Origin of the sequence: Emticicia oligotrophica DSM 17448 (genome assembly GCF_000263195.1) — a bacterium.
In the GTDB taxonomy this organism is placed as follows: Bacteria; Bacteroidota; Bacteroidia; order Cytophagales; family Spirosomataceae; genus Emticicia; species Emticicia oligotrophica.
In genome coordinates, this window is record NC_018748.1 from 364,992 (window position 1) to 386,757 (window position 21,766).

Here is a 21,766-nt window from a genome sequence, read left to right on the forward strand (position 1 = left end):
AATTTCTTAAAAAACGCTGATTTTCGCCGAAAATTCAATAAAATCTGCGAAAATTAGCGTTTGTAAATCTGTACTATCTGCGGTTTAAAAATTTGTGACAATATCTTTACAATTCCATTTTATTTTACCTCAAAAAATAAATTTAACTTCATTTTTAAGCGATTTCGTCATATCTATCACTATTTTTACGCAAAAAATAATCTTCAAACTATTAAACATGAAAAAAACTCTATTACTTCTCTGCCTAACGAGTAGTGCCGTTTTTGCTCAAAAGAAAGATTTTGACGAAAAAGAATTAATGACTGGAAAAACTCCCAAAAACTTTATCCAAACATTACCTATCATTCAAAGATGGATTGACGATGAGCGAGTGTTAATCTCTCAAAAAGCCACTCCTGATGCTGAAGCTAAATCAATGGTATTGGAAGTTAAAAGTGGAAAGATGACCGAAGCTAGCGAAGAAATTCTACGTCCGAAAGCAAAGCCCGTAAAAACCATTCTTAGCAAAAACAATAATTTATTCTTAAAAAGTGGAGATACTGAAACTCAGTTAACCAATGATGCTGCTGAAGAGAAAAACGCAATGTTTTCACCAGATAGTAGCTATATCGCCTATACCAAAGAAAACAATCTTTACACCTATAATTTCAAAAACAAAAAAGAAACCCAACTCACAACCGATGGCACAAAAACTACCTTAAATGGTTATGCAACATGGGTTTATTGGGAAGAAATCTTTGGTCGCCCTACTCGTTTCCGTGCTTTTTGGTGGAGCCCTGATAGCAAGAAAATTGCTTACATGCGTTTTGATGAATCAAAAACCATGATGTTCCCACTTTATAGTAGCGAAGGACAACACGGCTTTATTGAAGAAACACGCTACCCAAAAAGTGGCGACCCAAATCCAGAAGCAAAAGTTGGTTTTGTATCTCCAGAAGGGGGAAAAACAGTTTGGGCTGATTTCAATGATAAAAATGAGCAATATTTTGGTTGGCCACAATGGTTGCCAGATGGAAGTGGTTTAATGCTTCAATGGATTAACCGTGGGAATGATAACTTGAAACTTTATAATGTTTCACCAAAAGATGGCAGCAAAAAAGAGTTGTACAATGAAACACAAAAATCATGGATTGGCATTGACGAAGCAGATGAACGCCTAACCATTATGGATGGTGGTAAGGAAATGATGATTATCAGCGATAAAACAGGCTGGAAACAACTTTATTTGTATGACATTAACGGTAAATTCATTAATAATATCACTGAAGGAAAATATACGGTAAAAAATGTAGAAGGAATCGACCAAAAGAATCGTGTGGTTTATTTCTATGCTCGTGGTATTGAAAGTACGGCCCGCTTCGACCTTTACAGAGTTGGTTTTGATGGAAAAGGCTTGAAAAGACTCACTTTTGGTGCATTTAACAACCGTAATATCATTGCTTCTCCCAATTATAAGTATTTCATTACCACTTATTCAAATATAAATACGCCAACCAGCATGGCTATTGTTGATAATATGGGGAATAAAATATCTGAACTTGGAAGCATTAAGGGTGCTGAAATGGAAAATTATAATTTAGCTAAAACTGAACTTATTCGAGTAAAAAGTGAAGATGGTATATATGATTTGCCAATGACTATCACTTACCCGATGAATATGGTAGCAGGTAAAAAATATCCTGTGTTGGTTAGTATTTATGGTGGCCCTGACGCTGGAACAGTTTATGACCAATGGACGTGGTCGGCCAGACAACAATGGTATGCTAAAGAAGGTATCATTCAAGTGGCACTTGACCACCGTGCTAGTGGACATTTTGGAAAAGAAGGCGTAGCTTATATGCACCGTAATTTAGGTTATTGGGAAATGAAAGACTACAAGACAATGGTTAAATCATTGATAGATAAAGGAATAGCTGACCCAACAAAAATTTGCATCACTGGTTTTAGCTATGGTGGATATATGAGTTGTTATGCTCTCACGTATGGTAGTGATGTATTTACCCACGGCATGGCCGGTGGTAGTGTAGTTGATTGGAGCTTGTACGATAGTGCTTATACCGAAAGATACATGGATACGCCAGCCGAAAATCCTGAAGGTTATAAATCAGCGAGTGTATTGACACACACGAGTAAGTTGAAAGGTGTTTTACAAATTGTACATGGTACGATGGATGATAACGTACACATGCAAAACAGCATTCAATTAATTAGTAAATTACAAGATGAGAAGAAAAACTTTGAATTTATGCTTTACCCGAATGGCAGACACGGTTGGGGAGGCAACAAAGGCGTACATTTTGATAATTTAAAAACTCAATTTATCTACAAGCATTTGTTAGAAAAACCAATTCCAGAGGGATTGCTTAAATAGTTTTGAATTGAGAGTTCTGAGTTCTGAGTTTTTTTACTGCTCGCAACTCAGAACTCTAAACTCAGAATTCAGAACTTCACAGGTGGTTACTCCCAAACCACTGCATCCGATTTGCTATACCAAGTCTCTACTTTTGTAGCGTATTCTTTTTCAATTACATTTCGCTTGATTTTCAAAGTAGGCGTCATTTTGTTATTCTCAACCGTCCAAGGTTCTCGCAAAACAACTAATCGCTGTACACGTTCATAGTTTTTCAATTTAGGGTTCAACTCTTTCAAGGTCACTTCTAAACTTTCTCTAACTACCTGTTTATCAGTTGCTTTACCTAAATCAGATAAAACAATCAAACCTATGGGTTGCGGCAGATTATTACCTACTACACAAATTTGCTCGATAAAATTATTATCGGCGAAACCAAACTCAATTTGGGCAGGAGCTATATATTCACCTTTTGAGGTTTTATACATTTCTTTTACACGTCCTGTAATTTTCAAGTAATTATCTTCATCTAATTCTCCAACATCACCTGTATGAATCCAGCCTTCTGCATCAATGGTTTCGGCAGTAAGTTCGGGTTCTTTGTAATAGCCATTCATGTTCCAACTAGAGCGTGTTAGAATCTCACCAGTACCTTCGGCAATTCTCACTTCCATCCCTGGATAAATCTTACCAACACTGCCATCTTTGATATTATCACGCGGCATCATACAAACAGCCCCAACATTTTCAGTCATTCCATAGGCTTCTTGTATAATTATACCTAAACGCCTAAACCATTTAATTAAACTTGCAGGCATTGGAGCCGCACCTGTAAGAATAATTTCAGCTTTATGCAGACCAAGTCCTTTCTGAATCTTTTTCTTCACAAGACTACTAATAATTGGAATCTTTAGTAAAGTATTTAGCTTATTTTCGGGCATTTTGCCAAGAATTCCCAACTGAAACTTTGTCCAAATCCTTGGGACAGCCAAAAAGTGTGTAGGTTGTGCCGAGGCTAAATTTTTGGCAAAACTATCTAGTGTTTCAGCAAAATAGATGGTTGCTCCCATTGTTACGGCAGCAGCTTCAATAATATTTCGCTCGGCAATGTGGCAAAGCGGCAAATAAGAAAAGAAACGAGCATTTTGAACATCAAGCCTTGCAATATCTCTTGCATAATAAATTACACTGGCCATTGCTCCATAATTAAGCATTACTCCCTTTGGATTTCCAGTAGTACCTGAGGTATAGATTATTGTAAAAATATCATTAACTGAAGGAATATAATTTTCGGTAATGGGAGCATAATTTGCTAAAATATCATTCCATTGCACATGTGAGGCATCAGGATTATACGTTGGAAATGAAATACATTTGACATGCGAAGGAATACCACTTTTCATGCCAGCCCAATCGTCGAGTTTTCCAACAAAAAGAACTTCGCAACCACTATGAGTAAGTACTTGATTAATTTGTGAATCAGTCAATGTTGCATAAAAAGGCACTGAAATGTGTCCCGCCATCATAATGGCAAAATCTGCAATTAACCATTCTGCACAGTTTTTCGAGACTAAACCAATGCTACTTTTGGCTGGCAAATTCAAAGATTTCAAATAAGCCGCCAAACTTCTAGCTTGTCGTCCTGCCTCTTTCCATGTAAAATCAACAAAGTTGTCTCCGAAAGGCTGACGCAAATAAATATTATCGGGAGTCGTTGCTTCCCAATGATAGAAACATTCTAATAGCGTTTTGTCAGGTGAAATAATCATAAAGTATGTTAACAGGTTAAGATTGCACAAAATACAGATATTCTTTAACATTATCAAGAAAAGTATTAAAAAATCTGTTAGGCGTTTTCTGAAAAATGACTAAATTTGGACTCAACTCAAATACAATGAACAACATATTTAAAACACTCAAATACTTTATCCTGCTAATAATCGGGCTCATTTTGATTACTTCAACAATCTTTTGGAAAAATGATATTCCTCTCGAAACACTCAAACAAAAATACGCAAATACTGAGTCTAAATTTGTTGAAATAGATGGTATGAATGTACACTACCGAGATGAAGGGATTCGGAATGATTCAACTCCAATTATACTAATACACGGTACAGGTGCCAGTCTTCATACGTGGGAAGGTTGGGTAAATGCCCTAAAAAAAGAACATAGAGTAATCAGGCTTGATTTACCTGCTTATGGTCTAACAGGCCCAAACCCCAACAAAGATTACTCACAAGCATTCTATTCTTCTTTTATGAACGATTTTCTGAGTAAAATTGGTGTAAATCGCTGCATTATGGCTGGAAATTCGCTCGGAGGCTCAATCACCTGGAACTTTGCCGTACAATTTCCCGAAAAAGTTACCAAAATGATTTTGGTCGATGCGGGGGGCTACCCTACTAAATCAAAGTCAGTGCCTGTTGCGTTTCAATTAGCTGGTTGGCCTGTTGTAAAGAATCTTTTTAAATACATCACTCCACGCTCAATTGTTCAAAAAAGTGTAGAAAATGTCTATGCTGATAAATCAAAAGTAAGTGAAGAATTAATTGACCGTTATTATGATTTATCACTCAGAAAAGGAAACCGAGAAGCATTTATTGATCGAATGTCAGAATTTAGGAATAAAGGTATCAGTGCCGATAATTCTGGAAAGATAAAAGGCTTAAGTATGCCCACACTCATCATTTGGGGTGATAAAGATTTCTTAATTCCACTTGATGTTGCACAAAAATTTCATGCAGATTTACCGAATGATACCTTAGTGGTATTCAAAAATTCAGGTCATACACCAATGGAAGAAGATGCAGAAAAAACGGTGGCAGTTGTGAAGGAATTCCTAAAAAAATGAGATTTGTTGACATTTATTATTGTAAATAAATTGAGGATTTTTCAAAACGTAGAGACAAAGCATGCCTTGTCTCTACAACAAGATATTATTAAATCAAAGAAAAATATGCCCCAAATTAACCTAAAAGAAATTTTAGAATTTATGAGCGTTGTTCCCAAATCTGCACCAAATTTACAATTACTTCAGTAGCTTTTTCCATATCTTGCACCGACACCCATTCTAATTTTGAGTGAAAAGCATGTTCACCTGCAAAGATATTCGGACACGGTAAACCCATAAAGGAGAGCCTTGAGCCATCTGTTCCTCCCCTAATACTTCGTTTTTGGGCCTTCAAGCCTGCTTTTTCGATGGCTTCCATGGCATAATCAGCTACTTGTGGGTAATTAAGCAAAACCTCTTTCATATTTCGATATTGTTCAATTACTTTAAAATCAACCGTTGAATTTGGATAATTTTTCAGAACACTATTGACAATATTTTGCAAATAAGTTTCTTTTTCATGCAAGCCCTCAACAGTAAAATCTCTAATAATGAAATCTAGTTTGACAGCCTCTTGGATTCCCGAAATTTGGGTTGGATGAATAAACCCTTCCATAGCTTCGGTTGTTTCGGGCGAAAGCGTATCCTTAGGCAAAGCGGCCAAAATATCACCTGCAATTTTCATTGCATTTTCAAGTTTCCCTTTAGCAAAACCCGGGTGAGTACTCACCCCCTTGATGGTCAAGCTGACTCCATCAGCCGAAAAAGTTTCATCTTCAAGTGTACCAAGACTCTCACCATCCATTGTATAGGCAAAATCTGCGGCTAACTTTTCTAAATTAACTTTTTCTGTTCCTCTACCCACTTCTTCATCGGGAGTGAATAAAATCTTGATAATGCCATGCTTAATTTCTGGACTTTGCATGAGAATTTCTGCAGCTGCCATTATTTCAGCTATACCTGCTTTATTATCAGCACCCAATAAAGTTGTTCCACTCGCCGTAATAATATCATTACCTATTTGTTCTTTCAAGTCAGGATGTTCTTCAACCTTCAAAACCTGAGTTGTATCATCGGGTAAAACAATATCTTTTCCACCCCAATTGGCATGAATGATTGGCTTCACACCTGCCCCACTGCAATCGGGCGATGTATCAACATGCGAACAAAAACAAATGGTAGGAACTTTCTTTTCTGAATTGCTCGGAATCGTGGCATACACATAGCCCCATTCATCTAAATGAGCATCCGAAATACCTAAATCTAAAAGTTCTTGTACCAATAATCGGCTTAAATCTTTTTGTTTTTCAGTTGATGGATTAGCACTCGAATTTGGGTCAGATTGAGTATCAATTTGTACATACTTCAAAAATCGAGTGCTAACGCTACTTTTATGATTTTTTCCCATAAATTTTCAAGCGTTTACAATCGACATAAGATTGGCGGGCGAATAATTAATATTCTTCAGCGTTTTATCGTCGCCTTTTCTATACACTAAAAATTTACCTTCAATTTCTTTATAGTAGGATTCCGTTCCTTTTTCAGCATAATGCTTCATTGTAGCTTCTGCTTCTTCAAGGGTATCACATGCTTTACTCATGTTTGAACGTTGTACTTCATCAAAAATAGTTCGAAACTTTTCCCCTAATCCAAACTCTAAAATAGCACCAGCCAATACATATTGAATGTCGGCCAAGGCATCGGCCACTTCTACAATATTTTTATCTTCAATAGCTTGTTGAAGTTCTTTTAATTCTTCGGCAATCAATGAAACACGTAGCTCACAACGTTGTGGCGAAGGAATCTGAGGAGTATCTAAAATAGGGTGCTTGAATGTTCGATGAAATTCGGCAACTTGATTAAGGCAATCTAAACTTTGCATAAATTATAAAATAAGCTGATAATAAGAATGATATAAATGGGCTTTTATTTGAAATTCAAAATAAAACCAATGATACTAAATTTTTATTGATTTTTTTCGGTTAAAAATTTTTGCCGTAAAATAAATAAAGCGATATTAGCATTTGCAAAGTTGAACAAATTTCAATAATATTGCTACGTAACTGAAGCCAAAAAATCAAAACCCATCAAATCATGAACAAATTTTATAGAGTTTTATCAGTAGTATCTTTAGCATTATCTGTTACTTTATGGTCTTGTAGAGGAGACCAAGGTCCACAAGGTCCTGCTGGTCCACAAGGTCCTACTGGTGCAAGTGGTACTAATGGCACTAACGGAACTAATGGTACAAATGGTACTAACGGTAAAGATGGTAACGCTAATGTAAAAGGTACTGAAGTAACAGTAAAAGTTGCCGATTGGAAAACTGTTGATGCTGCTGGTATTGGAACTGGAGCAACTGGCAAAACAGGAGCTTACACAGTAACTGACCCTAATGTAAAAGCAACGATGTTTGTAGTAGCCTTCGTAAAAGTAGGTACTCAATTCGTAGCACTACCACGTGTAATTATCAAAGAAACTGACGGTGCAACTGAGCAGGTAAACTTTGGTTATGAAACTGGTAAAGTTACATTCTATTACAGTTCACAAACAGCTGCAATTGGTGGAATTAAAGCTTATGCTCCACAAACAGACCTAACTTTCTCTTATGTAACAATAGAGAAAACAGTAGGCCAAGCGATGCAAGCTGAAGGTGTTAATCTAAGAAGCCGTGATGCTGTAATGAGTTACTTACAAGAACACAAGTATTAATTCGCTAACTATATAGTTTAAGTTACGAAGAAAAAAAGCCTTCCATTTGGGAGGCTTTTTTGCATAATATTTCGTTATCTAAAAAATAACATTCAGTCTTTCATGAAACAACTTTTTTTGATTTTTGTGTTTTGGTTCTATTCCGCAGCTTCTTTTTCACAACTCCTCACCGATAATGAATCTAAGCAACTAATTATCAAAGGCTTAGACAAACTTTATAACTACGAATTTAAAGAAGCCGATTTTAATTTTCATCAAGTAAAAATAAAATACCCCAAGCACCCAGTCACACCATTATTGAGTGCCCTTCAACTACAATGGCAAAATTTGCCAATCGAGCAAAATCCCAAAGCATTAGCTCAGTATCTTGCCTTACTTGAAAAATGTCAATTATCGGCCGAAATGTTATTGCAAGACCCTTCAAAAAAAGCAGAGGCTGTATTTTTTCTATTCGCATCGCACGGATACGTAGCCTTGGTTTTAAATTATAATAAAGAGCAGGTAAAAGCCGCCAACGAAGCCCGTAAGGCATATAGCTATTTTAAAGACAGTAAACAATTAATTGATAAAAATCCCGAGTTTTTGTTTACTTCAGGGCTATACAATTTTTATCGAATTCAATATCCTGAAACCCATCCTATTGTCAAACCTGTCATGCTTTTTTTTGAAAATGGTAACAAAAAGCTAGGAATTTCACAACTTGAACAAGCTGTTCTGAAATCAGTATTTTCGAGAATTGAATCAGCGTATTATCTGACCAATATATACTTAAAATATGAAATGGCTTACACGAAAGCCTTGCATTACTCAACATGGCTACACGAAAAATATCCTAATAATTTAATCTATACGATGCGTCATACCGAGAGCTTAGTAATGAATGGAAAGATAGATGAAGCAACGCAACTTATACAACATCTTAAGCGTACTAACGATAATGTATATTTATTGGCTGGAACTCTTTTTGAAGGATTAGTTTATGAAAAATACAAAAAAAACGATAAAATTGCCAGTGAACTTTATAGCAATGTACTAAAAATGAAACCTAATGAACGTTATACAAACGATTACTATGCCATGGCTTACGCAGGTTTAGCTCGGATTTCTATTAGGGCAGGAAACAAAGCTAAGGCAGAAGAACTTTATAAAAAATGCTTAGAGTACGCAGAGTATAAATCAACAAGCTTAGAAGCCAATAATTTTTTAAAGTAAAGCAAAAATTGTATTTTTAAATTATTCCATTCGAATCCACCTCAATAACCAACAACCCTTAACAAATGATGACTTAAATCTTTTCTCAATGAAACGAGTTTTTACCGTATTACTATTACTTTTTACTTTCTCAGGCATCGCACAGACTTTTCCAGAAACTTTACCAAGTTTAAGTGAATCTCAGAACTTATTTCAACATGAAGAAAAATTCAGAAACTGGCTGAGTGAGCAACCCAAAGGAACTAAAGGATGGAAATGGATGGCTCGCTACGAACATGAACTACTCCGTAGAATAGATACTTCGGGAAATATGCCTACTAGTGATGTCTTACTAAAAAATAATCGAGAAATCGAAAATATAAGGGCTAGTTATCAAAATTCTAGAAAAAAAGCTTCTTCATGGGTTCCCGCAGGTCCTTATGGTAGGTCAGACTTATTTGGCATTGGACGAGTCAACTGTATTGCCTTTCATCCAACCGATAGTTCGACTTTTTATATCGGATTCGGACAAGGAGGCATTTGGAAAACAACGAATGGAGGAGAATCATATACTCCGCTAGGCGATAATCTGCCTATATTGAGGGTCAGTGCCATAACAATTGACCCTAATAATCCTGAAATTATATATATTTCTTTAGCCGATTTCGCATATATTGGCTATGACCTTTATACTGCCGATAGAAAAAGAAATACCTACTACGGCGTTGGTGTTTGGAAAAGTACAAATGGCGGGAATAGTTGGCAACAAACAGGGCTAAAAAATCAACTTTCGGAAGCTATTAATTCTATTACTCGCACAATTTGGGTAAACCCTAGTAATTCGAAAGAAGTAATCGTAGTAGGTACAAAGGGAATCTTCAAATCATTCGATGGTGGTGACACGTGGTCTAACAAGGTATTAGATAAAATGTCATCTTCTTTAGTTCAGCACCCAAATAATAGCAAAATTTTATTTGCTACTGCTGTTTTTGTAGGGTCTATCAAACAAGGTGAAGCAGGTATATGGAAATCAGAGGATGCTGGAAATACATGGCGTTTGCTTCCAACGGGTATTGGTAAGACGAGTGTACAGAGAATCGAAGTTGCCATTTCTCCAACAAGTCCAAATCTTATTTATGCAGTGAGTTGCGATGTAAATAATGGATTTGAAGGTTTTTATCGAAGTGCTGATTTTGGAGAAACTTGGCAAAAATCTTCATTCAGAGGTAATTTATTATCTACTTCCTACACCACAGCAGGTGGTCAAGGCTTTTACGACCTTTGCATTATGGTGCATCCTACCAAGCCACAAACCGTATATGTTGGGGGGCTTATTTTAAACGAAACCAATGATGGAGGAAATTCTTGGAGGCAAGCAACAGGTTATTCTACGGTACATCCAGACCAACATGCCCTCAACTACAACCCACTCAATAATACCATTTATCTCTGCAATGATGGTGGAGTTTACACAACCAAAGAAATTATCGCCAATACGACCGTAAATTTATCATGGAAATTTATAGCGAAAGGTATTAATGCCACTTCGTGCTATCGACTTGGTTTATCTGAAGATGGCTCAAAAATCATTACAGGTGCACAAGATAACAATATGTTCTTATTTAAAAATAACAAGGAATGGACCAATGAATTTGAAGGAGATGGAATGGAAGGTGCATTTACCCAAAACTATGTTTATGGCTCATCACAATATGGTTATATCTCATTTTTTAATCTAAATGATGCTAATAAACTTCGAACAAATATCTTTCCTCCCGCTACAAATAATGATGCAGGCGAATGGACAACTCCTTTTGTCATCAATAATAAATCAAATCAAGTAATCATTGCAGGTGGAAATGTACATAAACTAGAGATTGGCCAAGAAAGAAATAGAATAAATACAATCTCGAATTTCAAAATATATAGTCCTACTCGCTTCCCTCAAGTTTCCACAGCTTTAGCTGTGCCTAAAAACAATCCTGAAATTATATATATAGCAAAAAAAGCAACTCCAATTTTAAAACAATCGGCAGAGCTTTGGCGAACAACCAATAATGGTGAATTTTGGGAAAATATCACAAATAATATCTTTAAAGAATCTTACGTGACCTACTTGGCAGTTGATAATAATTTCCCTGAAAGAGTTTGGGCGACCCTTAGCAACTTCGAAGATGGGAAAAAGGTGTATTACTCAAATGATGGCGGCAAAAATTGGGAAAATATAACTTATAATTTACCTAATCTTCCAGCTAATACAATCGTTTACCAGTCAGAAGAAGATACCGACATCTTATATGTAGGTATGGATGTAGGTGTATATTATTTAGTTGAAGGAACAAAAGAATGGAAACCACTGATGGCCAACCTTCCAAATGTAATTATTCACGAACTAGAAATTAATAATAATACAAAAAAACTATTTGCAGCCACTTTTGGTCGAGGTATTTGGTCAACTGATTTGGTATATGAAAAATCACCACAGGCCGACGACTTTTATGGCATGGATGTAAGTATCTACCCGGTACCCAATGATGGGAAATTTACAATAAAAGCAAACTACAATAATATTGAATCAATACAAATTATTGATATCATGGGCAGAGTTCGCTACCAAGAACAACTACAACCTAAAGCACTGAAATTCAGCAAATACTTCAACATTAATAATCTAAATTCGGGTATCTATTTCGTAAAACTTAATTCAGGAAGTTTGAGTAAAACTATAAGGATTGCAATTAATTAATTGTATTTATATGTGAACATTTTTTCGTAATCATCACTAAAATTGCGGCCAAGTTAATGAATGCGTAAACTGTACGCAGCCCCCTATAATTTGCTACAATTGATTAAAGTAAATGGTTTTGTTTCGCTTAACAAGCACACTTTCAACGATAAGAAACTGTGAACAACCATAAAGTATGGCCCATACACCCAAAGCACAGAAAAATTGATGAAAAAGTAGATTGATCGTCAACCAAAGATTGGCGACTATTAAGAAAAAGGTACCTAAAAATCCCATGACAAACACTCTAAAAGAAACTGGCCGAAAATAAGCCATCCAAAAAAGTATCATCATTTGGGTTGAATAAACAAAGCTAATAACTAGAAGACTATTGGGAATAAATTTTATAAGTACAAAAACAAACCCTACAATAAACAGAATAGACATCATTATCATCTTCCATTCTTTAAATACAACTGAAACTGCTGGTAAAATACTTCCTTCAGACCTAAAAACACTTATAAACATAAACTGAGTTAGATAAAAACCAATCGTATTGATTAACATCAATATCTCTATATCTTTAAACTCTAAAATAAGTAACCCAGCAGCAATTGTAAATAGCAAAGCTTCAATTAAATACCAATCTATCTGAATAAATTTAAGCTTTTTGTAATCTAAATAATAAAATAACAGAAGTAAATTCACAAGCACTTCCAGTCCCCCTATTTTTTTTAGGAAAATAATTTCATCGTAGCAGTCGCCCCAAATAGCAACTGGTACAACGGAGAAGTACACTAATAGCCAAAGTTTCTTCATAAAAAGCCCCACATACACACCTTTGGGTAGAATGCGTTTATATTTATTCCTGACAAAACAAATTTAGTAATATATACTAAGTTAGGAATAATTATCTGTAAAATTCCATATTTGTTGAAAATTTTACTGGGCGGTTCGGATAGAAGAAAATTATGCCAATAGTTCTTTGCGTTTTAATATTGATTCAAATAATTTTAAATCATGTTCACTATTAAATACCGAGAAGGGGAAACGTAAAAATTGTCCTTTTCCAATAATCAGTAAAAATGAATCTGGCGTGCGTTCGGCCGTTTGGATGCTCTCCCATTTCATGATTCCACCTTCTTTTTGATTAATTTTTACCAAAATCTGGCGACTATCAATTTCATACATAAACTTTTCAAACATTTGTTTATTTTGTTCCATTTGAGAAGCTGCATAAAATTGAGCATACCAGAATAAAACGTATAAACCACCACCGACTACAGATAGAACTGGGATCCACCAGTTTTTGTATGTACCCGTAAAATGTAGAATTAATCCTAAAACCAAAACTGCTACTGGAATCAACAACCATTTCCATCCAGTTTTCATGTGGCGTTTAAAAGAAATGCTCACGTAATCTTTTGGGTCTAATGCAAATTTTTTAGTTTTTACTATCATCTTTTTTTTTCATTAAGTATTTCGCTTAGTTGAGTTTTAAGCTTTACTTTTCAATACCTGCTCTGCGTTTTTGTTAATAATTTTTCAGTACTCAGAAATAATTCACAAAAATAGAAAAAGGCTCTGATAATTACAGAGCCTATGCATTATTTTGTTATCAGAATATTCAAAAAATAGTCAAAATTTTATCATCCTTCTCTAAATTGAATTGTATCAATCAAGTATTTATTCGCCTCAGCCTTACGAACTAAAATATAAACCAAGAAATCTTTATTACGACTACGATAAGTTCCGACACTATAACGAAGGTGGGCATTTGATGCTCCTTGGTATTCATATTGAAATGTCAACGGTGGATTTTTTTGAAAAAATGATTTAAAGATCTGCTCTGCCTGCTGTGCGGAAATCTTCTGAAAATCTATCTTTTCTGAGTCTATAACCAACTCAACTTGTTGGTTTAGACAACTGGCTAACATTCGTGAATTTCCTGCTCTAAATGACATCCTTATTCTATCTGCTAATTCGTTATCTAATCTTGCATGTGCCTTAATCCCTTCTTTAGAAAGTGTGGCACTTGTAAAAAAGATAAGAATGATAACCGATATAAAGTATTTCATAGACTTCATAATCATTAAGTTTTGAGTATCTTTGTTCATTATTATTATTCAAAAGTCATTTGCACAAACTATGCCAAAAACTTATCGAATGGTATCATTTAGAAACATTTATAAATTTCTGACTTGAGTTATTTTCAATACTTTTGATAATCTAATTATTGAATTATTTAAATCATACGGTAGTGAACAAACACCGTACCATATTAGTCGTTATTTCTATATTATGTCGAATCAATTATTAAACAAAACGCAGACACTTCAAAAAATTCGTCGAATTGCCTATCAGATTTATGAGCAAAACTTTGAAGAGTCGTCGATAATTATTGCCGGAATTAACGGTGAAGGCTACGCTTTTGCTGAAATGTTAGTAAATGAATTAAAACAAATCTCGAATATTGATACATACATCGCTAAAGTTTCTTTCGAAAAACATGCCACAGAACAACCCGAAATAACTATTGAAAGTCAGGTAGATACTTTTCGTAATAAAAATATCGTTTTATGTGATGATGTATTAAATACAGGTAAAACACTTGCTTTTAGCTTACGCCCATTTCTAAGCATTCCGATAAAAAAACTTCAAGTTGCAGTGATGGTTGATAGAAACCACCCGAATTTCCCGATATCGGCCGATTACGTGGGATATTCACTTTCAACAACCCTTAATGAGCATATTCAGGTAATTTTGAGTGAAGAAGAAAAAACCGGTGTTTATTTATTTTAAAACAATTTTTGTTCAGCTTAATAATTTTTGAAGAAAGAATATATGGGGAAAGTACAATTCATAAAGTTAATCATTTTCATTGCATTATTTATCATTTCTTTAAGTTGTAGTCAATCCAATCAGGAATACACGCCCAAACCAAGGGGGTTTAATCGAATTGATTTGCCGGAGCATCAATACCAGCTTTTACCAGATGAGCATCCCTACAGTTTTGAATATTCAAAAGATGCTATCATTCAACTTGATACCTTTAAGGGAGCTGAACCACACTGGATTATTGTTTATTATCCCAAGCTAAACTCACGGATACAATTTACGTACAAAGCCATAAACAATGATATCAGTAGATTACAAAATATGATGATTGATGCATCAAAACTTGCCTTTCACCATGATAAAAAAGCTTATTCAATCACTGATAAGATTTATTTGACCAAAAATGGAAAGAAAGCGGTTATATTTGAATTAGAAGGAGAAGTACCAAGCCCGTACCAGTTTTTTGTAACTGATAGCACCAAACATTACCTTAGAGGAGCTGTTTATCTGATGACAGCTACAGAAAACGACTCACTTCGTCCGATTATTGATTATATGAAAGTAGATACCAAACATATACTCGAAACACTAAAATGGAAGTAAAAGGATGAGCGTGAAGTTCACCCTTTTTAGCTTTTCATTTAAAAATAAGTTTAAACTTAAACTTCATCAAATCTTCAGTTTTTAAGCCAAACAATGATGGTCTTTCTACTTGAAAATCGGTCAGAGAAATATCAAATTTACCTTCAAAAACTAACTTACCCGCAGCTTCTCCACGAGTTGCAGTTATTGTCACTGGCTTGGTAATTCCATGAAAAGTTAAACTTCCCTCTACCGCTACCGTTTCGGCAACAGTCCTAATCTTTGTACTTACAAAAGTAATCTTTGGATATTTTAAAGCCTCAATCACTTCTAAAGCATGCGAATCTCGGTTAGCATTACCACTATCAAATGATTGAGGTTTTAGAGAAACTGCCACTTGTTCAATAGATTTAGTAGCATTATTTAGCACTATTACCGCATTAACATCTTTGCAAACAGCTTCCCAATCGTGCATTGGGTGCTTCATGGCATAGTTAATTGTTGAGATACTTTTATCAGCTAGTAATTTAGAAACATCTTGCTGAGAAAAAGCCCAAAGCGGTAATAGGAATAAAATTGTGAATACATTTCGAAATTTTATCATATCAAAAATATAGTTTAAAACTCAAACTTAATCATGGCAATTGCAGCTAAATAACTACCTACGGCCGTGTAAGCAGCAGCACGATGGTATGGTTTTAACTTATAATTATTACTAATTTGTGGCCCTAGAATATTAGTCGTAATCATTCCTGTTAGGTGTACATATGATAATAATCGATGGACTTTGATATTACTGATTCCCTTACGATTCAGTAATGGAGGTGGTGCAGTAAATGCCATTAATGCAGTAGTTGCGTAGCCTATATTTACACTCGTTGCTACAGCACTATGGGCTCTTTTTAATTGATCACTGTACGTATCTGGCTTGTAGAGTCTTGAGCCCAAAATACCCTGAGTAATCATACCAGCGGCAGTAATAAAGCCCATCGTTTGATGAATTTTAAACATCGTTCGTCTAATTTTCAACTCTTTTTCTCGGTTTTCTGGCGTGAGTGCAGGAGCCAATCCAATCTTTCGGTAAAGACCATTTTGCCCCCAAAGCAACCTCTGACTTAAGACCATACGATTTGGAAGCAACGCAGACTTTTCTTCAGCTACATCTAAATCGTTCAATAAACTATCCGCTGTATTTTGAGCAAAAGTTTGTTTACTAGAAAAAATAGCCAAAACAATGCATACAATTACTAAAAAATTCTTCATGCTTTTGTGGGTAAAGTTTTCAAACAATTTTCAAATAAAAAAGAAAGCCAAAAGCCTTGGCTTCCTTTATTCATCAAAACACATATTATCCCTAGACAATAATATCTACCTAATTCAAAATAAAATCACTGATGATTTTACATATTATTCGAAATACCTGAATTAATGAATTGTACAAATAATATTTTTCAATTAACAAACAACACTGACACGCTATATCAGGTATAATTTGCACTAATCTCTCTATTTTTTACTATTAGTGTAAGTGAACAATGAAATCTTAATTATTTCGATTAAAGACTTTCCTAAAACACTTTCTAAAATTTTTATTTTTGTATTCTATGCCTTGATTCTCAAAGAGTTACCATTTGTAGATAGTTCCGTTTTGTAAACAGTAAGAGCCTTTGTTGCAGGGTCTTTTTGAACCGAACCATCAATTTTAAATTCAGAACCATGATTTGAGCATTTAAAATCATTGGTACCACTTCTAAAATCAATAGTTGTTCCTTGATGTGTACAAATTTTAGATAAAGCTACAAATGCTCCTTTAGCATTCGCAATGATAATATCATCTACATAAGTAAATGAACCTTCTGTTTTTAGCGACTTAAAATTTGAATTAGTTAAATCAATAGTAAAATCAATTGAAGTACCTTTAGATGTACCTGTAATACCGGTATCAGCAGAAGCACTGGTATTTCCACCAGTGGTAGTTCCCGAAGGACTTGTAGTTGGTGCAGGGTCATCAGAGCCCTTTGAACAAGCGGTTAGTCCAGTTCCTAAGCAATAAAACGACATCAAAGCTGCACTGCTAAGGCCGAGTTGTTTCAGAAATTGCCCTCTACTTAATTGTTTAGTTTCCATAATTTAGATTTTGATTTACAAGGTTCTAACATTGGAAATACCAATGCAATTGAAACAATCTTAGAGGTACCGTCAAAGATTCTTTTCAAAAACAGATACGGCAAAAAATAAGAGAGGGTTGCGAAAAAAAAAATTTTTTCTAAAAAACAATATTTTACAGAAGTATATAAAAGCAAAAAGCCTTGAAGATTATTCATCTCCAAGGCTTAAAATTCATTTCATCGAAGCGATATTAGTGACCCTACGGGGAATCGAACCCCGGTTTGATCCGTGAAAGGGACCTGTCCTAACCGCTAGACGATAGGGCCGACTGGTTCCATTTATCGTCTTCGATTATGAATTGTTATGCAAAAGTACTAAAAAAAAGTTACTCTACAAGTATTAGAAATGTAGTACCCCTGCATTAAAAGCAAAAATGCCTAATAGAGTTCTATTAGGCATTAAATTCGTTTTATCGCAGCGATATTTAGTGACCCTACGGGGAATCGAACCCCGGTTTGATCCGTGAAAGGGACCTGTCCTAACCGCTAGACGATAGGGCCGGCTGGTTCCATTTATCGTCTGCTTCAGCGAATTGTGGTGCAAAAGTACGGCAAAAAATTTAATCCGCAATAGCTAGCTTTAAAAAATCTACAAAAACTACAAAATTCTTTTAATGATTATATCAAAAATTAGAAATTTCATATTATCGACTACATTTTTAAAATATTTTCATTTTTAACGAAATACTTCACGGAAGCTTCGTAAATAAATCTCTTCTTTCCTATCTTTGGAAAATCATATTTAAACAAACACTTCAAAACATACAGTAGCTAATGAGAAAGATTTATTATTGTTTTTTTCTACTTCTCAATTTTTTGAATTTGTCGGCACAGACAACTAAAACTCCTGAAGAATTTTTAGGCTATAAACTTGGCACGAAATTCAGTTTTCATCACCGAATTGTAGATTATGTGAGGTATGTAGCCACACAGAATCCTACACAAGTAAAAACGGTAGATTATGGTATAACTTTCGAAGGAAGACCTTTGGTAATTGCCATTGTAGCTTCTCCTGAAAATTTAGCAAAAATTGATGAAATCCGCACAAATAACCTCAAAAGTATTGGTTTGATGGAAGGGAAGCCTACGGGGAAAGTTCCAGCCATTGCGTGGTTAAGTTATAATGTTCATGGCAATGAAGCAGTAAGTTCAGAGGCTGTAATGCAGGTATTATATGAATTACTCAATAAAAACAACGCTACAACACAAGCAGTTTTAAAAAATACAGTTGTAATTCTTGACCCTTGTATCAATCCTGATGGGCGTGACCGTTATGCACAATGGTATAATCGTGTTTCGAGAATTGGTGGACAAGGAAACCCAACACCTTTTGCCATTGAACATACAGAACCTTGGCCAGGCGGGCGTTTCAACCATTATTTATTTGACCCCAATCGTGACTGGGCTTGGCAAACTCAAGAGATTTCACAGCAACGCGTGAAACTTTACAACCAATGGATGCCACATCTTCATGCAGATTTTCACGAAATGGGTGTAAATAACCCTTATTATTTCCCACCATCGGCAAAACCTTACCACGAAGACCTAACTAAATGGCAACGTGAATTTCAACAAACATTAGGCGAATACAACAAAAAGTATTTCGACAAGAATTTTTGGTTGTATTTCTCGAAAGAGAATTATGATTTGCTTTATCCAAGCTACGGAGATACCTATCCATCTTATAATGGTGCCATTGGTATGACTTATGAACAAGGCGGCGGTGGCAGAGCTGGTTTGGCTATTGCTAAAGAAGATGGAGATACCCTTACACTTTCACAACGTATTTCGCATCATTTTGCAACAAGTATGGGTACTCTAGAAGCCATTTCTAGTCGTGCCGATAAAACTGTGGAAGAATTTACTAAATTCTTTACTGATAAAACTACAAATGGCTACGGTACTTACAAATCTTTTGTATTGAAAAGTAAAGGTGATGAAGCTAAGATTCAGGCACTTACCAGCTTACTTGATAAACTACAAATTAGCTACGGATTCGCTTCGAAGGATGCCACTGCGAATGGTTTCGGGTATCAAAGTTTGAAAGATGAGAACTTTAAAATCGAAGCTAATGACCTTATTATCAACACATATCAACCCAAAGGAACGTTCGTTAAGATTTTATTTGAGCCTAAAACAGCCCTTGAAGATTCGGTAACTTATGACCTTACAACTTGGTCTTTGGCTTACGGTTATGGCTTAAAAGCTTATGCAAGCAAAGAAAAATTGGTTGGAACAAATACTCAATTATCAATGGCTAAGCCCGTAGCTACGGTAGAAGGCAAGCCTTATGCGTATGTATCTGCGTGGAAATCTTTTGAAGATGTAAAGTTCTTATCAAAAATAATGGCGGCAGGTATTAAGGTTCGCTTTAATGAAAATCCATTTGAAATTAATAACCGAAAATTCGATGCTGGTTCATTAATCATTACCCGAACCAACAACGAACGCATGGGTGATAAATTTGACAAAACTATTTTAACAGCAGCTAAAGAATTCAATATCAATATTTTACCTACTTATTCAGGAATGGTAAACAGTGGTAATGACTTTGGTTCGGTTTCAGTAAATGTTCTCAAAAACCCACGTGTAGGATTAATTGCGGGTGATGGTGTTTCAGCAACGGCATTTGGTGAGGTTTGGCACTTTTTCGAACAACAAATCAATTACCCGCTTACAGTAATTGAGGGAAATTCGTTTTCTCGTGTACCTCTTGAGCAATTAGATGTTTTGGTATTAGTTGATGGTAGCTATGATAGAATTTTTGGCAATGGCGATGTACTCAAAAAATGGATTCAGAATGGTGGAAAAGTAATCGCCATGGAAGGGGCAACCGGTTATTTTGCTGATAAAGATGGCTTCGGACTAAAACGTAAAAAAGATGCTAGTGGAAGTGATAAACCAGAATTGAAAACTTATGGCACACGTGAACGTGAGGCCATCATGGAACAAATTCCAGGTGCAATCTTTAAAGTAGAACTTGATAAAACTCACCCGCTTGGCTACGGAACTGATGGCTTGTATTATGCATTAGTACGTGATGTTTATAACTACGACTATCTGAAAGATGGTTGGAATGTAGGTTACACAAAAGATAATAACCATGTTACAGGCTTTGCAGGAAAAATCGCCAAAGAAAAAATGAAAAATAATTTGATGTTTGGTGTTCATGAATTGGGCCGAGGAAAAATTGTTTACATGGCAGATGACCCACTTTTCAGAGGATTTTGGTATAGTGGCAAATTGATTTTTGGTAATGCATTATTTACAGTAGATTAATTCATTGACAATAGACAAGGGAAATGAGAAATAATTTTCTCGTGTCTCTTGTCTATTATCTTTTATCTCAACCCTATAAAACTATGAACAGCACTCGACGCTCATTTCTAAAGACAGCTCCATTAGCCATCGGAGGAGCAGCATTAGCCAATCCATCAATGGCAGAAATCACGCAACCCAAATCAGCGGCCAGTCGAATCAAACTCAGTGTATCGAGTTATTCTTATTGGCATTTCAAAGGCGATAAATTTCCTATTGAAAAGGTCATTGATGAAGCAGCTAAAATGGGTTTAGATGGCATTGATGTTTTGCACCGCCAAATGGATGGAGAAGATAATGCATATCTTCAAAAATTAAAAAAACATGCTTTTGTAAATGGTATTGCGATGACTTGTCTTTCAATCCATCAAGGTTTTGTTTCGCCTGATAAAGCTGTTTTGAAAGAACACATCGACCACACCAATCATTGTATTGAATTGGCCTATAAAATGGGGATTCCTTGCATGCGTTTAAATACAGGCCGTTGGGGTACGATTAAATCATTCGATGATTTAATGGCCAAACGTGGCATCGAGCCAGCTATTGAAGGTTATACCGAAGATGATGCTTTCAAATGGTGCATTGACAGTATTCATCAATGTATGAAAAAAGCAGAAGCATGTGGCATATTATTGGCACTTGAAAACCATTGGGGGCTAGGTTCTACACCTGAAGGGATGCTTCGAATCAAAAATGCCATTGATTCTCCATGGTTAGGTCTATTGATGGATACTGGAAATTTTTTAGAAAATCCTTATGATAAATTAGAGAAAATTGCCCCTCAAACATGCTTTGTTCAAGCAAAAACTTATTATGGCGGTGGCGAATGGTATTCACTTGATTTAGATTATAAACGAATTGTAAATATTCTTAAAAGTGTAAATTATCAAGGCTATATTTCCATTGAGTTTGAAGGCAAAGAAGACCCTAAAACGGGTGTTCAAAAAAGTGTTGATTTACTTAGAAGTGTATTGTAAACACTAATAAAGTTTATTCATTGGCCGATAATCAGTATATTTGTAAGCTGATTATCGGCTTTTGATTTTAAT

18 protein-coding genes and 2 tRNA genes are annotated in these 21,766 nt (G+C 35.3%); 9 read left to right on the forward strand and 11 right to left on the reverse strand.

All coding sequences use genetic code 11. From position 1 onward, the window contains the following. Nucleotides 1-217: 217 nt before the first annotated feature. Nucleotides 218-2,371: a S9 family peptidase gene (locus tag EMTOL_RS01640; protein ID WP_015027523.1), complete on the forward strand. Its 2,154-nt coding sequence runs from the start codon at nucleotides 218-220 to the stop codon at nucleotides 2,369-2,371. A gap of 86 nt (nucleotides 2,372-2,457) precedes the next feature. Here EMTOL_RS01640 and EMTOL_RS01645 read toward each other — a convergent pair whose 3' ends face one another. Continuing rightward, a complete protein-coding gene (locus EMTOL_RS01645) occupies nucleotides 2,458-4,119 on the reverse strand; it encodes an AMP-binding protein (RefSeq protein ID WP_015027524.1) in 1,662 nt (553 codons plus the stop codon). Nucleotides 4,120-4,244: 125 nt separating this feature from the next. Here EMTOL_RS01645 and EMTOL_RS01650 point away from each other — a divergent pair, with 125 nt between their 5' ends. Next, nucleotides 4,245-5,204, forward strand: a complete 960-nt coding sequence (locus EMTOL_RS01650) for an alpha/beta fold hydrolase (protein WP_305953154.1) — start codon at nucleotides 4,245-4,247, stop codon at nucleotides 5,202-5,204. A gap of 139 nt (nucleotides 5,205-5,343) precedes the next feature. On the opposite strand, the gene pepT is transcribed toward EMTOL_RS01650, so the two are convergent. Together pepT and EMTOL_RS01660 are read right to left on the reverse strand one after the other, a co-directional pair. Continuing rightward, a complete protein-coding gene (gene pepT, locus EMTOL_RS01655) occupies nucleotides 5,344-6,591 on the reverse strand; it encodes a peptidase T (RefSeq protein ID WP_015027526.1) in 1,248 nt (415 codons plus the stop codon). 6 nt (nucleotides 6,592-6,597) lie between these two features. Continuing rightward, nucleotides 6,598-7,065, reverse strand: a complete 468-nt coding sequence (locus tag EMTOL_RS01660) for a pyrophosphohydrolase domain-containing protein (protein ID WP_015027527.1) — start codon at nucleotides 7,063-7,065, stop codon at nucleotides 6,598-6,600. A 212-nt stretch (nucleotides 7,066-7,277) separates the two neighbouring features. On the opposite strand from EMTOL_RS01660, the gene EMTOL_RS22310 reads away from it, so the two are divergent. The 3 genes from EMTOL_RS22310 to EMTOL_RS01675 all read left to right on the forward strand — a co-directional run bounded on the left by EMTOL_RS22310 (nucleotide 7,278) and on the right by EMTOL_RS01675 (nucleotide 11,832). After that, nucleotides 7,278-7,895, forward strand: a complete 618-nt coding sequence (locus EMTOL_RS22310) for a collagen-like protein (protein WP_015027528.1) — start codon at nucleotides 7,278-7,280, stop codon at nucleotides 7,893-7,895. 102 nt (nucleotides 7,896-7,997) lie between these two features. Then, a complete protein-coding gene (locus EMTOL_RS01670; RefSeq protein ID WP_015027529.1) occupies nucleotides 7,998-9,107 on the forward strand; it encodes a tetratricopeptide repeat protein in 1,110 nt (369 codons plus the stop codon). An 88-nt stretch (nucleotides 9,108-9,195) separates the two neighbouring features. Continuing rightward, on the forward strand, nucleotides 9,196-11,832 hold the full coding sequence (locus EMTOL_RS01675; protein ID WP_015027530.1) for a T9SS type A sorting domain-containing protein: 2,637 nt from the start codon (nucleotides 9,196-9,198) through the stop codon (nucleotides 11,830-11,832). A gap of 93 nt (nucleotides 11,833-11,925) precedes the next feature. Here EMTOL_RS01675 and EMTOL_RS01680 read toward each other — a convergent pair whose 3' ends face one another. The 3 genes from EMTOL_RS01680 to EMTOL_RS01690 all read right to left on the reverse strand — a co-directional run bounded on the left by EMTOL_RS01680 (nucleotide 11,926) and on the right by EMTOL_RS01690 (nucleotide 13,928). Then, entirely contained in the window at nucleotides 11,926-12,630 is a 705-nt protein-coding gene (locus EMTOL_RS01680; RefSeq protein WP_015027531.1) for a hypothetical protein, read from the reverse strand. 150 nt (nucleotides 12,631-12,780) lie between these two features. Then, nucleotides 12,781-13,272, reverse strand: a complete 492-nt coding sequence (locus EMTOL_RS01685) for a YcxB family protein (RefSeq protein WP_015027532.1) — start codon at nucleotides 13,270-13,272, stop codon at nucleotides 12,781-12,783. A 188-nt stretch (nucleotides 13,273-13,460) separates the two neighbouring features. Then, nucleotides 13,461-13,928 (reverse strand): DUF4783 domain-containing protein, encoded by a 468-nt coding sequence (locus EMTOL_RS01690; protein ID WP_015027533.1) that lies wholly within the window; start codon nucleotides 13,926-13,928, stop codon nucleotides 13,461-13,463. Nucleotides 13,929-14,112: 184 nt separating this feature from the next. Between EMTOL_RS01690 and EMTOL_RS01695 the strand changes: the two genes are divergently transcribed. Beyond that, nucleotides 14,113-14,613, forward strand: a complete 501-nt coding sequence (locus EMTOL_RS01695) for a phosphoribosyltransferase family protein (protein WP_015027534.1) — start codon at nucleotides 14,113-14,115, stop codon at nucleotides 14,611-14,613. 42 nt (nucleotides 14,614-14,655) lie between these two features. Continuing rightward, nucleotides 14,656-15,252: a gliding motility lipoprotein GldD gene (gene gldD, locus EMTOL_RS01700; RefSeq protein ID WP_015027535.1), complete on the forward strand. Its 597-nt coding sequence runs from the start codon at nucleotides 14,656-14,658 to the stop codon at nucleotides 15,250-15,252. A 34-nt stretch (nucleotides 15,253-15,286) separates the two neighbouring features. Here gldD and EMTOL_RS01705 read toward each other — a convergent pair whose 3' ends face one another. The 5 genes from EMTOL_RS01705 to EMTOL_RS01735 all read right to left on the reverse strand — a co-directional run bounded on the left by EMTOL_RS01705 (nucleotide 15,287) and on the right by EMTOL_RS01735 (nucleotide 17,900). After that, nucleotides 15,287-15,835, reverse strand: a complete 549-nt coding sequence (locus tag EMTOL_RS01705) for a YceI family protein (protein WP_015027536.1) — start codon at nucleotides 15,833-15,835, stop codon at nucleotides 15,287-15,289. A 14-nt stretch (nucleotides 15,836-15,849) separates the two neighbouring features. Then, a complete protein-coding gene (locus tag EMTOL_RS01710; RefSeq protein ID WP_015027537.1) occupies nucleotides 15,850-16,494 on the reverse strand; it encodes a hypothetical protein in 645 nt (214 codons plus the stop codon). A 339-nt stretch (nucleotides 16,495-16,833) separates the two neighbouring features. Beyond that, entirely contained in the window at nucleotides 16,834-17,358 is a 525-nt protein-coding gene (locus EMTOL_RS01720; protein WP_015027538.1) for a QcrA and Rieske domain-containing protein, read from the reverse strand. Nucleotides 17,359-17,594: 236 nt separating this feature from the next. Continuing rightward, nucleotides 17,595-17,666: transfer RNA gene (locus EMTOL_RS01730), tRNA-Glu, on the reverse strand. 162 nt (nucleotides 17,667-17,828) lie between these two features. Further along, nucleotides 17,829-17,900: transfer RNA gene (locus tag EMTOL_RS01735), tRNA-Glu, on the reverse strand. 273 nt (nucleotides 17,901-18,173) lie between these two features. On the opposite strand from EMTOL_RS01735, the gene EMTOL_RS01740 reads away from it, so the two are divergent. Next, nucleotides 18,174-20,678 (forward strand): M14 metallopeptidase family protein, encoded by a 2,505-nt coding sequence (locus EMTOL_RS01740; protein WP_015027539.1) that lies wholly within the window; start codon nucleotides 18,174-18,176, stop codon nucleotides 20,676-20,678. Nucleotides 20,679-20,761: 83 nt separating this feature from the next. Beyond that, the gene (locus EMTOL_RS01745) at nucleotides 20,762-21,694 is read left to right on the forward strand and encodes a sugar phosphate isomerase/epimerase family protein (RefSeq protein ID WP_015027540.1); all 933 of its coding nucleotides are present in this window, start codon (nucleotides 20,762-20,764) and stop codon (nucleotides 21,692-21,694) included. Nucleotides 21,695-21,766: the final 72 nt, after the last annotated feature.